Source organism: Bradyrhizobium sp. UFLA05-89 (assembly GCF_059803475.1).
On the sequence record NZ_JBANBA010000088.1, the window covers coordinates 1 to 15,122 of the forward strand.

Genomic DNA, 15,122 nt, shown 5'->3' on the forward strand with positions numbered 1-15,122 from the left:
GTGCGTTTCTTTGAGCCGGACCGCCTTTGTGCCGGGCGGGCGATTGAAAGCCGCCTAAGCCTCTCCTGAATGGAGTGTGCTCAGACGCGCTGCGACTGCCACAACGTGGCGGCAGGGATCGAGACATTGACGACTAACGAGCAAATCTCCCGTTTCCGGGCCAACTCTTGGCTGCACGAGGCAACTCAAGGAGCCTGTCGACACATGTCCGGGACCACATTCCAGGCTGCGGCTACCAGTTTTCTCCGAAGGGCCGCAACTCGACATTGAATGACCACGCGCTGCGATCCTGATGAACAACGTGCCAGATCTCCGTTGCAATCGCCTGCGGCTTAATGAAAAAGTCTTCCGGACTCGCCGGGTAGCGTTTCCTAGTCCATTCCAAATCGATAACCGCATCAATGATGACATAGGCGACATGTACGCCTTGCGGCCCGAGCTCGCGCGCCATCGATTCGGCCAGGATCCGCTGCGCCGCCTTGGTCGGTGCAAAGCCGGCGAAAGCGGGCTTGCCCCGCAGGGCTGACGTATTGCCGGTGGCAACAATGGCGCCCTTGCCCGAGCTGACCATCGCCGGCGCAAAGCGCCTCGCGAGATACAAGAGTCCCATCGTATTGATCTGGAAGTTTCGGTTGAGAATCTGCGGATCAATCTCGCGAAACGTACCAAAAGCTCCGCCAACGGCATTGTGGATGACGACGCCGGGCTGACCCAGCTCGCGCTCGACGGAGCTCGCGACCATTTCGATCTGCGCCGGATCGGACACGTCGCATCGATAGCCACGCGCGTTCGGCAGCTCGCTCTCGAGTGCGGCAAGACGTTCCTCGTTCCTGGCGAGAAGCGCCACGCGGTAGCCGCCCTCGGCAAATCGTCTGGCGAGCGCCGAACCCGTGCCGGGTCCAACGCCCGTTATCAGGCAAACGGGCGCGATCATGCGATTAAACCTCCTGGTTGGAGCGGGCGGCTATTACCTTCAGGGGGCCGCCTTTGAGACCAATCTTTCGACATACGGTTTGAGGTCCGGCCTGAAGTGCTCGTGATCAATCAGCCGGGCGAAGTGCGCGAACGCCAGCGGATAGTCGCTTTCGACCCCCTGATGCAGGATCCTGTCGAGCCCATGCTCGCTCAATTGCCTGGCCCGGGCATGCTCGTTCATGAACAATGCAAACTCGGCGGCAAAGCAAATGTCCGCCAAGGTGATGCCATTTCCCACCAGCGTATCCCGTCGCGGAGACAACGCCTGTTCCAGTCCCGAGGCATAGATGGCGAAGGCCTCCTTGGCGCGCGCATGTATCGCCGCATCGACCGTGCCGCCCGAAAGCGCGAGCAGATAGATCTGCGCATCTCTCGCAAAGACGAGGCTGACATCCAGAAAGCTGTCGATCCTGGACGCTTCGTAAGCATCACGCCCATAGAGCGGGAACGCCGCCTCACCCAGCCGCGCCACCGCTCGCATGATGCTGTTCGACTCGAAGATGCCGGTCTTTCCGCCGGGCCCGAAAGCTGTCGGCACGTTACCGAACGGCTGTGCTTCAAGGAACGCATCGGTCTTGAAGAGCTGCGCACCGGTCAGCCCGACCCGGCCGATACGCGCAAGGGATGACAAGGATTGACGCTCGTTGTCAGCCAGGGGACGCGCATCATAATCCCATAGCCATTCCCTCAACTCCTTGGCCGATGCTCCCCTGACCTCGACGTCCACGGCGCAGAACCGGGCGGCGATGGTTGCCTTCCAGACACGCGGGTTCGGTAGATAAGAGAATATTCGCAAATCAGCCATCGTGGATCGCTCCTGATGAACGTGGGGTCGCCTACTCCGAGCTCCCGTCGAGAATTTCACCGAACTGCTCCCAGCCCGTGCCGGTCCATCGCTGAAGCTGCAGTTGCGTCCAGATCATGTTGTTGCTGGCGCTGGTGTTGATGTGAATTCCGGGCAGCGCGGTCGGCAGCACGAGGTTCTTCAGCGACTTCGCCTGTTTGATGATGTTTTCGCGCGAAAGGTCGTCGCCGCATTGCTTGAGAATCTGCTCCAGCACCATGCCCTGCTGATACCCGGTCAGATAGCTGGTGTTGGTGATATCCGAGCCGGCCAGATATCGTTCGAAGAAGTCACGATAGACCTTGACGCCCTCGTCATCCGCCCACTTCTGATCGCTGGGGTCCTTGTTCGGCGTTCCCACGATCACGCCGATCGCGTTTTCCAATCCCGCCGGCTTCAGCGTGCCCGCGATTGTCGATGAGGGGAAGTTGATGAAGATTGTCGGCTTCCAGCCGCTCTCGGCGGCGCGGCGGATGGCCTGAGCAGCGAATTTCGGTGTACCTGCGATGAACAGCGCCTGTGCACCCGAACTCTTGAGTGTGACCACCTGCGAGTCGACCGTTGGTTCCGTCACCTCGTAACTGGCGGTCACCACGCGCTTGTCGAAATCAGCGCCTAGCACCGTTTTGAAGGCATTCACATAGTCACGACCCAGATCGTCGTTCTGGAACAGAATCGCGTATTTCGCCGTGGGCAAGGTGCGCTGCAGATATCTTGCGTAGATCTTTCCCTCGGTGTCATAGCTGACAAGTCCCGTGGTCGTCAGCGGGTAGTCCTTGACGCTGGTGAATTTGCTGGCGCCGGTCACGATCGCGATCGTCGGCACCCGTTTCGCGGCGAGGTATTTTGCCACGGCGGAATTGCCCGCCGTGCCGAGCTGGCTGAACATAAAGGCGACATCGTCGCTCTCCACCAGCCTGCGCGCGTGCTCAAATGCCTTCGGCGGGCTATAAGCATCATCGAGCATGAGATATTCGATTTTGCGTCCGTTAATCCCTCCGCGATCGTTGACCGATTGCACATAGGCCCGCACGCCCTGTCCGGTCTGGCCGATCGAGGAAGCCGGCCCACTCAGGGGAAATATCCCGCCGATCTTGATTTGCGTCGCCGTGACACCGGGCGTGTCACCTGCCCAGCACGAGATTGACATAGCAAGCAAGATTGCGCAGCCCAGCCGGATGCTCCTAAACATCGCGCATTCCTCCAATGTTGACGCGTCTCGCCTTCCGCAGGTCCGACGCTTGTTCCTCGATCGGCTCAGGCGGCCAATTTGAGTATCTTGATGACGTCGCCGGGCTCGCGGATCGGCTGCGGGTTCGCCCGCGTAAAGATCGAGAGCATGGCGTTCTTGCCGATCAGCTCGAAGCGATCCTCGGTAACGCCGACCTCGGCGAGCGTCCGGGGAAGGCCGAGCTCCGCGATAAATTCCGCGAAGGCCTCGCTGGCATCACGCTCGGGCCTCCCGAGTGCGGCTGCGACCGCCTTCTGAGCGGCTTCCGTGGCCGGGCGGTTGTAGCGCAACACGCTCGGCATCATCACGGCTGTGCAGAAATAATGCGGCACGTCGCAGGTGCCGCCGAGCACATGACCGATGGCGTGGCTCGCCCCCATCGGCACCCTCGCCTGCAACCCGAAGGCCGACAGCCACGAGCCCAACTGACAGCTCAGCCGTGCCGCTTCGTCGTTCGGATTGCTCCTGGTGCGCCCGAGACCATCATGCAGATAGCGCAGTCCCTGCTGACACACGGCGTCGACGAGTATATTGGGACGACTCGAACAGATCGCCTCGATGCCGTGATCCATGGCTCGTGTGCCGGAACCAAGCCAGAGTTTTTCCGGCGTATATTTGGTGATGGCGGGATCGAGAATGATACTGCGCGGCATCATCATGGGGTGGTTGAAGATCTGCTTCAGCTTGCGGCGGGCATCGGTGACCAGCGTGCCGGAATTGTATTCGCCGCCGGACAGCGTGCTGGGGATGGCAATCATGCGCACCTTGGGGGTGCGGAACTGACCGAAGCGTCGCTCCGGCGTGGTTTCGAAGCCGTCAAGCCCGTCCTGCTCGAAGATCTCGTGCTCCATGCACATCAGCACGATCTTCGCCGCGTCGACCGCCGAGCCGCCGCCGATGGCGACGACTAGGTCAGTCTTCGCCTCCGCCGCTCGCCTCGCGATCTGCACCACCGCTTCGCGTGTCGTGTGCTGCGGGACCCCATCGAACGTCTCGGCATGGCGTTCGCCCAGGCCTTTGCGGATCTTCTCAATCTCTTCGGTCTTGCTGTTCAGGGTGCGGCTGACGATCAGGTAGACACGCCTGGCGCCAAGCCGCTCCGCTTCCTCACGCAGCGCCTCGGCCGCAGGCTTGCCGTAGATCACCGATTCCATCGTCGGGTATTGATAACTGCCCGTGACCAGCATGCCTTCGCTCCCATCGATGTTGTTGTTCGACATTCCCGCGTGGCGCCGGGCCGTCAGGCGACGGCGCGCGCCGGTGCGTCGTCGATAGTCCCGTCAAGAAAGCCGGTGAGGCGCTGACGTATGATCTGCTCGGCCTCACTCATGATACGATCGATCAGCTCCTTCACGGTCGGAATGTCCTTGATCAGGCCGACCACCATCCCGCAGCTCCAGGCACCCGCGTCCATTTCGCCGTTCACCATGACCTTGGGGTAGACTCCGGCCACCTGCTCGTGGATGTCGTCGATCTTCAGGCTTGCGCCCTTTTCACGCTCGACTTCGAGCAGTTGATCGACGCCCTTGTTCTTGAGCACACGCTCGGTATTGCGCAGCGCGCGCATCACCAGCACCGTGTCGAGCTCGGTTGCCTTGACCAACGCGTGCTTGACGTTGTCGTGGACCGGCGCTTCCTTGGTAGCGACGAAGCGGGTTCCCATGTTCATTCCGGCCGCGCCCATCGACAGCGCTGCCACGAGGCTCCGAGCATCCGCCATGCCGCCCGAGGCCACAAACGGGATCTTCAATTCGTCCGCCGCGCGCGGCAGCAGGATCATATTCGGGATGTCGTCCTCGCCAGGGTGGCCGCCGCACTCGAACCCGTCAACGCTCACCGCATCGCAACCGATCTTCTCAGCCTTAAGCGAATGTCGCACCGAAGTGCATTTGTGGATCACCTTGATCCCGGCCGCCTTCAGCGCCGGCATGTACTGCTCGGGGCTGCGGCCAGCGGTCTCGACAGCCTTGACGCCACCTTCCTTGATGGCGGCGATGTATTCTGGATAGGGAGGCGCGATGAAGCTCGGCAGGAAGGTCAGGTTCACGCCGAAGGGCTTGTCGGTCATGTCGCGGCAACGCGCGATTTCCTTCGCCAGCCGTTCCGGGGTTCTCTGTGTCAGGCCGGTGATGATGCCGAGACCGCCGGCGTTGGAGACGGCTGCCGCAAGCTCGGCAAAGCCGACATAATGCATGCCACCCTGGATGATCGGATGCTGGATGCCGAATAGTTCAGTGATTGCCGTCTTCACGTGTGATCTCCGCTTTTGAATCAGTGGACGACTTCGAACATACCGGCCGCGCCCATGCCACCGCCGATGCACATGGTCACCACGCCGTATTTCGCCTTGCGCCTACGGCCCTCGATCAGGAGGTGCCCCGTGAGCCGCGAACCGGTCATGCCGTAGGGATGGCCGATCGCGATCGAGCCGCCATTGACGTTGAGCTTGTCCGGATCGATGCCGAGCTTGTCGCGGCAATAGATCACCTGCACCGCATAGGCCTCATTGAGCTCCCAGAGATCGATGTCGTCGATCTTCAGATTGTGGCGCTTCAACAGCCGCGGGATCGCAGCGACCGGGCCGACGCCCATCTCGTCCGGCTCGACGCCGGCGGCGACGAAGCCGCGGAAGATGCCAAGCGGCTTCAGGCCCTTCCTGGCAGCGATCTTGTCGCTCATGATCACGCAAGCCGAGGCGCCGTCCGAAAGCTGGCTGGCATTGCCGGCGCTTATCGTCTTGCCCTCGAACACCGGCTTGATCTTGGCGAGGCCCTCGGCGGTCGTATCGGGGCGCGGTCCTTCGTCTTTGGTCAGCGTCACCTGCTGGTAGCTGACCTCCTTGGTGTCCTTGTCGATCACGGCCATCCTGGTCGTGATCGGCACGATCTCGTCGTTGAAGCGGCCCCCCTGCAGGGCGGCACCGACGCGGCGCTGGCATTCGAGGCTGTATTCGTCCTGCTTATCGCGGCCAATCCTGTAGCGCTCGGCGACGACCTCCGCGGTCTCCAGCATCGACATGTACATTTCCGGCTTCATCGCCATCAGCTCTTCGTCGACGGCATGGAACCTGTTCATGTGGTCGTTCTGCACCAGACTGATCGACTCGATGCCGCCGCCGATCGCGATCTCGACGCCGTCGAGCATCACCGAGCGCGCAGCGACCGCGATCGCCTGCAGGCCAGAGGCGCACTGGCGATCAATTGTGGTACCGGCAACCGTGACGGGGAGACCGGCACGGATCGCGCCCTTGCGCGCGACGTTCATCACCATGGTGCCCTGCTGCATGGCACAGCCCATCACCACGTCCTCGACCTCGCCGGGCGCGATACCGGCACGTTTCACGGCCTCGGCCATCACATGGCCGGCCAGGGTCGGACCGTCGGTATTGTTGAGCGCGCCGCGATAGGCCTTGCCGACACCGGTACGCGCGGTAGAAACGATAACTGCATCAGTTGTCATGCTTGCGTCTCTGCTTAGGCCGCTTTTTCGAGCCGCGCGTAGCGCAGCAAGTGATATGCGGGATCGCCGAACTGGATGTTGATCGCGGAAATGCGCTTGAAGTAGTGCCCGACATTGAGCTCGTCGGTCATGCCCATGCCACCATGCAGCTGCACCGCCTGGTCGGCGACGAACCTGCCGGCATAACCGATTTTCGATTTTGCGCCTGACGCCAGTCGCGAGACGCCAGTCTCGCCCGCGTGGAGGCTGAGATTGAGATGCTGCATCAGGGAGAGCGCCTCCTGATGCGCGACAAACATGTCGACCATCCGGTGCTGCAGCACCTGAAACGAGCCGATCGCCGTTCCGAACTGCTTTCTCGTCTTTGAATATTCCAGCGTGGCCGAGTTCAGCTCCCCGATCGCGCCGACGGCTTCGGCACAGAGCGCGCCGATCGCCCGATCACGGCAGGCTTCCAGCGCAGCGACACCTTCGCCTTCCTTGCCAAGCAGCTGACCGCGGACATTGTTCAAACTGACCTCAGCGGCGCGGCGTCCGTCGATGGTCTTGAAACTCTGCAGATGCAGGTTGGCCGCGCGCCGATCGACGACGAACAGGCTGACGCCGCCGCGGTCACCTGAGATCCGGGCAGAGACGATGAGATAATCCGCCCAGGGTGCGGCGATCACAGCTGTCTTCTCGCCACTCAAGACGTAGTCGCCGTCGTCGTGGCGCGCGGTAGTCGTCACCGTCGCCAGATCGAAGCGCGAGCCCTTTTCGGCCCAGGCCAGAGCCCAGATCTTCTTCCCCGCGATGATGTCGGGGATAAAGCCCTTCTTCTGCGTGTCGGATCCCGCCTGCTCGATCAGGCCGCCGGCAAGCACGACCGTTTCAACGAACGGCTCGACCACGAGGTGGCGGCCGAACTCCTGCATGATGATCATGGTCGACAGCGGTCCACCACCGAGACCGCCGACGTCCTCGGAGAACGGCGCCGCGAACAGACCGAGTTCGGCGAAGTCAGCCCATTGTTCGCGGCTAGCGCCTTCTTCGCTTGCGACGATCTTGCGACGCGCGTCAAAATCATACTGGTCGCGCAGCAGACGCTGGACGCTCGATCGCAATAATTCCTGCTCTTCCGTGAACTGGATATCCATCCGATCCTCTTGTGGCGCTGTTGCTAGAGACCGAGCACTGCCTTGGCGATGATGTTGCGCTGGATCTCGTTCGACCCGCCGTAGATGCTGAGCTTTCGCGAGTTCAGGTACTTTTCCGACGCGGTGTGTCCATAGTCCGGCCCAGGCATGAAATGGTTCGCGCTGACCGGATGCTCTCGGATCGCCAGACCATAATTGCCGGTGGCACGGTGAGTCAGCTCGGTGATGTTCTGAAAGATCTCGGTGCCGCGGATCTTGAACAGCGAGGCCGCCGGCCCCGGATCGATCCCGCGCGCCATCTGCGCCACGACCCGCAACTCGGTCGCTTCCAGCGCCAGCACGTCGACCTCAACGCGGGCGATATCCCTGATGAATTCGAGATGGGCCGGATCCTCCTCCCATATCTCGGCCTTCACGATCCGCTTCAGCCGCTCGATGTAGCGCGTCGAGCGGCCGATCCCGGCCATGCTGGTGCGTTCATTGCCGAGCAGGAATTTCGCGTAGCTCCAGCCCTTGTTCTCCTCGCCAATGAGGTTCTCTACGGGAACGCGAACGTCTTCCAGGAAGACATCGTTGACCTCGTGGGAGCCGTCGATGGTGATGATCGGCCGGACCGTAACACCGGGCGACTTCATGTCGATCAGCAGGAACGAGATGCCGGACTGCGGTTTGGCGGCAGGATCGGTCCGCACCAGGCAAAAGATCCAGTCGGCGTGCTGGGCCAGCGTGGTCCAGGTCTTGTGGCCGTTGACGATGTAGTGGTCACCGTCACGTACGGCCTTGGTGCGGACCGTGGCAAGATCGGAGCCGGAGCCCGGCTCGGAATAGCCCTGGCACCACCAGTCCTCACCGGACAGGATGCGCGGCAGAAACTTCTTCTTCTGCGCTTCGTTGCCGAACGTATAGATGACCGGGCCAACCATAGTGACGCTGAACGCCAACGGCGGCATCGTGCCGGCGCGCGTGGTCTCCTGCTCGAAGATGAAGCGGCGCGTGATCGACCAGCCGGGCCCGCCATATTCCTTCGGCCAGAGCGGCGCGATCCAGCCCTTCTTGTGCAGGATGCGATGCCAGAGGAGCATCTGCTCCTTGGAAAGATCGGTCTCCGGATTCGGAACGCGCATCTCCGCCGGATAATTCCCGGCGATGAAGGCGCGCACCTCGTCGCGGAAGGCGGCATCCTCCGGTGACAATGCGAGCTCCATCGGACCTACTCCTACCACTTCTCGCCAAAGGGTCTGATTTCCAGCTCAAACGTCCAGGCGCTCTTCGGCTGCTGATAGAGCTGCCAGTAGGACGCCGCGACCGACGACGGCGGCATCAGGAGGTCGGGGTTGTCGAGCGCATTGGGACCGAGCGCCTCGATGCGGCGCTGCCGCACCCATTCGGTATCGACACCGGAGTCGATGATGAGATGCGCGACGTGGATGTTCTTCGGTCCGAGCTCGCGCGCCATCGCCTGCGCCACGGCGCGCAAGCCAAACTTGGCGCCGGCGAAGGCGGCAAAGCCGCTGCCGCCGCGCAACGACGCGGTCGCGCCGGTGAAGAAAATGTTGCCCGCACCGCGCGCCGTCATCAGCCGCGCCGCCTCACGCCCGGCCAGGAAGCCGGAGTAGCACGCCATTTCCCAGACCTTGCGGAACACGCGCTCGGTAGTCTCCAGGATCGGGAAATTTACGTTGGCGCCAATGTTGAAGATGCAAACTTCCAGCGGCGCATGCTTGTCGGCGTCGTTGAGGAAGGCAGTGATTTCCTCCTCCTTGCGCGCATCGAGCGAGCGGGCATGGATTTCGCCGCCGGCGGCTTCGATCTCCTTGACGAGTGGCGCAAGCTTATCGCCGTTGCGGCGACCGGCGAAGATGGTGAAGCCCTCGGAGGCGAACTTCTTGGCGATCTCGCCGCCGATGAAATCACCGGCACCAATGACGGCAACCGTCTTGTTTCTCTTTTGCATGGTGTTCTCCGGTCTCTTGCTTGAGTGAGTTGTTCTGCGGACGGCGCGTCAGCCTCAGCTGCGCAGCGATTCCGCGAGCTTGTGCTTCAATAGCTTGCCCGTTGATGTCGCGGGCAGCGCGTCCATCAGGATAATCTCGGACGGGCGCTTGTACGAGGTCAGTTGCGGAGCAACATGGGCCATCAGATCCTGTACCGTGACGGTCGAGCCCTTGATCAGCTGCACAAAGGCCACGATCTCTTCATTGCCCTCGACTGGCCGTCCGACCACGGCGCACTGCACCACCGCATCGTGCGTACTCAACACTGCTTCTATCTCAGCCGGATAGACGTTAAATCCGGAGCGGATGATCATCTCCTTGGTCCTGCCAACGATGAAGAGGCAGTCGCCCTCGAAGCGCGCTAGGTCGCCGGTGTTGAACCAACCGTCGGCATCGATCGCCTTCGCGGTCAAGTCGGGAGCGCGGTAGTAGCCACGCATCACATTCGGGCCACGAACATGGAGCTCACCGACCTCAGCGTTGGCAACGGTCTTGCCGTTCCGAGCGACGAGCTTTGCCTCAAGGCCTGGGAGAACCGTTCCTACGGCGTGGTCGGCCCTCGGGTTATCGAATCGGACGCCGGAGATGCCCGGCGAGCACTCGGTAATGCCGTAGCCGTTAAGGAGCGGCAGGCCGAGTTCCTGCTCGACACGAGATTTGAGATCCAGATCGAGCGGCGCTCCCGCCACTGCAATCAGGCGAAGCGCACCACGATTGAACTTCGGCAAGCCTGCGTTGCGCCGGTATTCAACCAGCCGCTGGTAAGTCGCCGGCACGCCATTGAGGATGGTAATACCCTCCTCCGCCATCGCTTTCGCGAGGGCGGCCGGATCGTACTTTGCGACCAGGCGCACGGTGCCGCCAACCATCAAAGTCATGGTGAGCAACGAAATGCCAACGATGTGCGAGATCGGCAGTACACAATATTGCACATCGGCCGACGTCATCTTCCGCCAATTGGCAGTGCCCTTTGCGCTGAACAGGAGATTGCGGTGAGTTAGCATCACGCCCTTGGGCGTGCCCGTGGTCCCCGATGTGTAGATGAGGACCGCAACCTGGTGCGAGCCTTCGGTCTCGACCGGCTCTGGCGCGGTCGTCTCATTCAGCGCGGTCACGCCGATGCCCTCGAGCGGGCCGACATCCTGTATGCTCGCGCCATACCGCGTGGCGTGGTCGGATGCTTCCTGCGAAACATCGGTGGTAAAGAAAGCCCGACGAGCGCCACTGTGATCCTTGATCTGGTCAATCTCGCGTGGCGACAGCCGCGGATTGACGACGATCGCCCATGCATCAAGCCGGCTTGCGGCGAGCAGCAGACAGGCGAGCGGAATGGAGTTTTCGCTGACGATCATCATGCGGTCGCCGGCGCGGATTCCCAGCGCCCGCAACGCCCTCGCGACGCCGCCCACGCTCCGATCCAGCTCGCGATAGGTCAAGCTTGCCTTGTCATCGATCAAGGCAAGACGATCCGGGGTCAAGTCGACATGCCGGTCGATCACCCCGTGGATCCGGTTTGGCAAGCCTTCAAGATGTTCTGCCACCGTCTGCGTCGAAGCCACCACTGAAACCTCCCTGCAATGGCCCTTTGGGCCCTATTCTTTCTTGCTTCCGGTCCGGATCAGGCGGTCTTGCGCCGCTCCGTGGCTAGTTGCGCGACGATCTCGTCCTCCACCTCGCGCAATTTGTCCTTGCCAAAGAAAATCTCGCTCCCGACGTAAAAGGTCGGCGATCCGAACGAGCCGCGAGCCACGGCATCACTGGTGTTCTCGATCAGCTTCTTCTTGACGTCGTCCTGCTGTGCGCGCACCGCAATGCGATCGATATCGAGTCCAGAGGACAGGAACGCCTCGCGGAAGACCTGCGGATCGTCCATCTTCTTGGGCTCGACCCACATGTGGTGATAGGCGGCGCGGAAATAGGGCTCGAACATTCCCTCGAACTGGGCCGCAACGACGCCGCGCATCAGCGTTAGCGTGTTCACCGGGAAGAACGGGTTCGACTTGAATTTCGTGATGTTGTGGCGCCGTAGAAAGCGCTCAGTTTCCAGCGCGTTGTATCCGGGCTTGTTCTTGATGCCGTGCAGGGACTCGGCTGGCGACATATTGCCAGTCGCCTTGTAGACGCCACCGAGGAGCACGGGAACGTAGTCGAACTTCACGCCGATCCGCCGCTCGATCTCCGGCAGCACCAGTTCGGCGAGATAAGCGTTGGGACTACCGAAATCGAAATGAAACTCGACCTTAAGCGGAACAGCCATGGCACGCCTTTCCTTTTCGACTGGCAGCCCCCGCAGACCGCCCCGTTAATCGCATCGAGATGCTACGTTCTATTTTAGAACTGTCAATATGATACTCATCATATGATCTAAGGTTTGTAGCGGTTAGTGAGGTATCGTATTGAAATCATGTCCGTTCTAATTTAGAATTTATTTTGAAATGCTGTGGCGAATTGCTGGAGACGCGAATGAAATGGGACGCTCTCGAGGAGGAGCCTTGTTCGCTCGCCCGCACAGTGGCCGTGATCGGCGACCGCTGGAGCCTGCTCATCCTGCGCGAATGCTTTCTGCGCATCCGCAGGTTCGATGAATTTCAGGCGTCGCTGGGAGTTACCCGGCATCTTCTCGCCGATCGGCTGAAGAAGCTGGTGCGCTTCGGCGTGCTTCGCCGGATTCCCTACCAGGACTCGCCAAAGCGCTACGAATACATCCTGACGCAGAAGGGTCTCGACCTTTATCCGATCATCATGTCCATCGTGCACTGGGGCAACATCCACATGGTCGACGCGCGCGGGAGGCCGATGCTGCATGAGCACAAGAACTGCGGAAAGTTGTTCGACCCAGTCATGGTCTGTTCGGAATGCGGTGAGCCGCTCACGGCCAAGGCAGTTCACGTGCATCCTGGCCCCGGCGCGCGACAATCGTCGCCGGTACGTGCGAACACGCTAACAGGCTCCAGGAGAACCGTTCGATCTGGTTAGGTCACTAATAAACATCAGGCCCTCTCTGCAACAATGCAAAATCGCGACCCCTGCAATGGTGTGGACGTGATCTCCAGGTGATGCCCGAGCATCCCAGCGGCTTGTCGCACAATGTAGAGGCCTACCCCATCGCTACCGCTCGAGAAGTCCGTGCAAGCGAACAAATCAAAGACTTGCGGAATCTCGTCGCCGGGATATGCCGATAGCGGCGTCATAGACTTCGATGAGGACGTTCTTGCCGGCAGCACGGCATCAACGAGAACGCGACCGCCAGGGTGAGTGTACTTGACCAAGTTACGCACCAGATTTCGCAGGATCGCACCGAAGAGCAACCTATCGCTCTGAATCCGCTACCGGGCAACGAGACCAATCGGATCGTGTGGGCCACCGCATGGCCACCCATGACCGGCGTCGGACGACCTGCAAAACTACCGTCGCTCTCTGTCAGGCTCGGCGATCGGTGAAGCCTTGTGTGTTCAGTCAGGATGAACCATCCTGGCATTACCGAGCAGGACAGCCGAATAATCTTCCGCAGATCCGCCAATGTTCACTTGCTCGAAGTAGTTGTACCAACCAGACGCGGTGATCTGACGCTCGAACTCGCGCTGAAATTCGACGCTCGGCACGCGATAGACGCAAAAGAAGTCGCACGGCGCGCGGCGATCGGTCTCAGGCGCGTTCTTGCCGTAGGCGATGACGTCGACGCCGGCAGATTTCAATCCGTTTACGGCCTCGATGACCTTGTTGACGAATTCGGTTCGCTCGGTTTCGGAGCATTTGCTCCATGCGGGAGCGTAGTTGTAGAGCTCGACGAAAACCCTGCTGCATGATGACACCTTACGAGAGCGTGGGCCGGTTAGAGTTTTCCCATGGCCGAGCGGCGGGCTCTCACGCCCTCCAGCTGCTCGACCGGCATCAGATACTTCAGCGCGTCGGTCGTTTTGGCCAATGTCGCGGGATCGGCCAGTTCAGTTCGCCCGGTTCCGAAAGGGGGTTGCGGCGCATACTCGAAGGACAGCTCTGCCACTCGACCGACGGGCTCTCCCGCGAGGTGGCCGACTATGGCAAGACCGAAATCAACTCCCGCAGTCATGCCACCGCCGGTCGCACGATTTCGGTCGATCACATACCTGGCGTCGGTCGGGATCGCGCCGGCGGTCCCGCAATGTCTGCTCTCGCGACGCTGTTGGGGCTAATGAGGTAAGCCGCATCCCGGATGTTTGTGGTCCGTGGCAACGGGAGCGTCGCCGCGCCGCGGTGAGAAGACAAGTGTCACTAACTGGTACCTGCTCGCATTCGATCCCGGCTTCCCGGGGGCGACCAAGAGGGACGTACTCGTGGCGGCGCTGCCTGCCTGATGACCTAATCCCCGAGCCAGCAATATTGGTCGGTGGCGTCAATGGCATCTTGCCGTGGCCTGGAATCGTGAGTTCATTGCAGTGACCGGCGTGCGTCCCTCCTGCCGCCGCCGAACTGGAAAGGATACACCATGAGGAAAACGTTATTGGCTCTCGCTGCGGCCGCGACTTTGGCCGTCTCCGCAGCCTCGCCCGCGTTTGCTGGTCCGCGCTATGATTACGGACCCGGCGGCAATCCGTATCCGCGCACTTATCCCGGCCCCGGCGGCTATCCGTACTGGTCGGGCTATGTCGATGCCCCGGTTGGCGAACCAATGCCTCCTTGCTACTGGAAGACCCAACGCTTCTGGGACGGGCATGGCTGGCGGGAGCACCGCGTGCGGGTCTGCGGCTAATAAACGGCCGAGAGGCCCATGCGAATCCGACACGGTGCGGCGACATGGCTCAAATACGTTGCCGTAGGCGATATCGGCCGCGGGGGTCGTCACAGTAGGACGGTCCTTTCACCCGATCCAAGCTGGCCGCTTGCCGTGGTCGCGGCTTGCCGGCGCCGCAGACTCCTAACGTCTTCAGCGCGCCGGTCGTGCACTGCTCGAAACCAGCCGCAGGAGCGGATAGCGTGGCCGCCGCCAGCATGAGGGTGATCGTCGCCGCCGAAGATGCCCAGAATAGGCGAAGGTGCCCACGTCTAGGCGCGGGCAATGTTACGTCCGCGCGCGACCTCCGGCTTGGCGGCAGCATGCCGAGCGGCGCGCGCAAGGAGTTTTGCCGCCACTTCTCAGCTAATGACGCCTTTCGCGGCGCATGGTCTGGCGATCAAGTCGCACCACTTTTGTGTACTCGCCGGAATCGTTCGCCAATTTCGGCGAGCGACGACGCAGGAGGAAGGCAGCTCCGCAAAGCGTCTCCTTTCTCCACACAATGCGGCAGATGAAAATTGCGGGATGGCCATCGAACGACAGCACAAATTCGTTGGCAAATATGAAGTACGGCGCGGAGATGCAGGCCCCCAAGGCGCTGATATCGCGCACCACGCATGGATGAGTCCCACGAATTCCATCGAATGACAGCAGCGCCGCCCGGTTCATCGGTATGCGGCTCAGTGCGCGACGTTCCATCATGGCCAGATGCTCCAAATGAGAATGCAAC

General features: G+C 61.3%; 17 protein-coding genes. 2 read left to right on the top strand and 15 right to left on the bottom strand.

The genetic code is table 11. The features are described 5' to 3' along the window. Nucleotides 1-232: 232 nt before the first annotated feature. The 11 genes from SO139_RS33150 to SO139_RS33200 all read right to left on the bottom strand — a co-directional run bounded on the left by SO139_RS33150 (nucleotide 233) and on the right by SO139_RS33200 (nucleotide 11,896). The gene (locus SO139_RS33150) at nucleotides 233-934 is read right to left on the bottom strand and encodes an SDR family NAD(P)-dependent oxidoreductase (protein WP_449381620.1); all 702 of its coding nucleotides are present in this window, start codon (nucleotides 932-934) and stop codon (nucleotides 233-235) included. A gap of 39 nt (nucleotides 935-973) precedes the next feature. Beyond that, nucleotides 974-1,780 carry a glutathione S-transferase family protein gene (locus SO139_RS33155; RefSeq protein WP_474801465.1) on the bottom strand — a complete coding sequence of 269 codons (807 nt, stop codon included), beginning with the start codon at nucleotides 1,778-1,780 and terminating at the stop codon, nucleotides 974-976. Nucleotides 1,781-1,811: 31 nt separating this feature from the next. Further along, a complete protein-coding gene (locus SO139_RS33160; protein WP_449381618.1) occupies nucleotides 1,812-3,011 on the bottom strand; it encodes an ABC transporter substrate-binding protein in 1,200 nt (399 codons plus the stop codon). 65 nt (nucleotides 3,012-3,076) lie between these two features. Continuing rightward, complete coding sequence (locus SO139_RS33165; protein WP_449381624.1) at nucleotides 3,077-4,237, bottom strand: iron-containing alcohol dehydrogenase; 1,161 nt, start codon at nucleotides 4,235-4,237, stop codon at nucleotides 3,077-3,079. A gap of 53 nt (nucleotides 4,238-4,290) precedes the next feature. Beyond that, complete coding sequence (locus tag SO139_RS33170) at nucleotides 4,291-5,301, bottom strand: NAD(P)H-dependent flavin oxidoreductase (protein WP_449381617.1); 1,011 nt, start codon at nucleotides 5,299-5,301, stop codon at nucleotides 4,291-4,293. A gap of 20 nt (nucleotides 5,302-5,321) precedes the next feature. After that, nucleotides 5,322-6,509, bottom strand: a complete 1,188-nt coding sequence (locus SO139_RS33175) for an acetyl-CoA C-acyltransferase (protein ID WP_498541295.1) — start codon at nucleotides 6,507-6,509, stop codon at nucleotides 5,322-5,324. A gap of 14 nt (nucleotides 6,510-6,523) precedes the next feature. After that, nucleotides 6,524-7,645, bottom strand: coding sequence for an acyl-CoA dehydrogenase family protein (locus tag SO139_RS33180; RefSeq protein WP_449381615.1), 1,122 nt, complete (start codon nucleotides 7,643-7,645; stop codon nucleotides 6,524-6,526). A gap of 23 nt (nucleotides 7,646-7,668) precedes the next feature. After that, nucleotides 7,669-8,850 (bottom strand): acyl-CoA dehydrogenase family protein, encoded by a 1,182-nt coding sequence (locus SO139_RS33185; protein WP_449381614.1) that lies wholly within the window; start codon nucleotides 8,848-8,850, stop codon nucleotides 7,669-7,671. Between the two features lie 11 nt (nucleotides 8,851-8,861). Next, nucleotides 8,862-9,599, bottom strand: coding sequence for an SDR family oxidoreductase (locus SO139_RS33190; RefSeq protein WP_449381613.1), 738 nt, complete (start codon nucleotides 9,597-9,599; stop codon nucleotides 8,862-8,864). Nucleotides 9,600-9,653: 54 nt separating this feature from the next. Further along, the gene (locus SO139_RS33195) at nucleotides 9,654-11,198 is read right to left on the bottom strand and encodes a class I adenylate-forming enzyme family protein (RefSeq protein ID WP_449381612.1); all 1,545 of its coding nucleotides are present in this window, start codon (nucleotides 11,196-11,198) and stop codon (nucleotides 9,654-9,656) included. 59 nt (nucleotides 11,199-11,257) lie between these two features. Further along, nucleotides 11,258-11,896 (bottom strand): 2-hydroxychromene-2-carboxylate isomerase, encoded by a 639-nt coding sequence (locus SO139_RS33200; RefSeq protein ID WP_449381611.1) that lies wholly within the window; start codon nucleotides 11,894-11,896, stop codon nucleotides 11,258-11,260. 206 nt (nucleotides 11,897-12,102) lie between these two features. Between SO139_RS33200 and SO139_RS33205 the strand changes: the two genes are divergently transcribed. After that, nucleotides 12,103-12,615 (top strand): winged helix-turn-helix transcriptional regulator, encoded by a 513-nt coding sequence (locus SO139_RS33205; protein WP_449381610.1) that lies wholly within the window; start codon nucleotides 12,103-12,105, stop codon nucleotides 12,613-12,615. Between the two features lie 14 nt (nucleotides 12,616-12,629). Here SO139_RS33205 and SO139_RS33210 read toward each other — a convergent pair whose 3' ends face one another. From SO139_RS33210 to SO139_RS33220, 3 genes are all read right to left on the bottom strand, one after another. Continuing rightward, a complete protein-coding gene (locus SO139_RS33210; protein ID WP_449381609.1) occupies nucleotides 12,630-12,947 on the bottom strand; it encodes a sensor histidine kinase in 318 nt (105 codons plus the stop codon). Between the two features lie 144 nt (nucleotides 12,948-13,091). Next, nucleotides 13,092-13,451 carry a DUF6616 family protein gene (locus SO139_RS33215; protein WP_449381608.1) on the bottom strand — a complete coding sequence of 120 codons (360 nt, stop codon included), beginning with the start codon at nucleotides 13,449-13,451 and terminating at the stop codon, nucleotides 13,092-13,094. A 20-nt stretch (nucleotides 13,452-13,471) separates the two neighbouring features. Next, nucleotides 13,472-13,642, bottom strand: coding sequence for a hypothetical protein (locus tag SO139_RS33220; RefSeq protein WP_449381607.1), 171 nt, complete (start codon nucleotides 13,640-13,642; stop codon nucleotides 13,472-13,474). A gap of 462 nt (nucleotides 13,643-14,104) precedes the next feature. Here SO139_RS33220 and SO139_RS33225 point away from each other — a divergent pair, with 462 nt between their 5' ends. Next, complete coding sequence (locus SO139_RS33225) at nucleotides 14,105-14,368, top strand: hypothetical protein (RefSeq protein ID WP_449381606.1); 264 nt, start codon at nucleotides 14,105-14,107, stop codon at nucleotides 14,366-14,368. Between the two features lie 387 nt (nucleotides 14,369-14,755). On the opposite strand, the gene SO139_RS33230 is transcribed toward SO139_RS33225, so the two are convergent. Then, nucleotides 14,756-15,094 (bottom strand): PilZ domain-containing protein, encoded by a 339-nt coding sequence (locus SO139_RS33230; RefSeq protein WP_449381605.1) that lies wholly within the window; start codon nucleotides 15,092-15,094, stop codon nucleotides 14,756-14,758. Nucleotides 15,095-15,122: the final 28 nt, after the last annotated feature.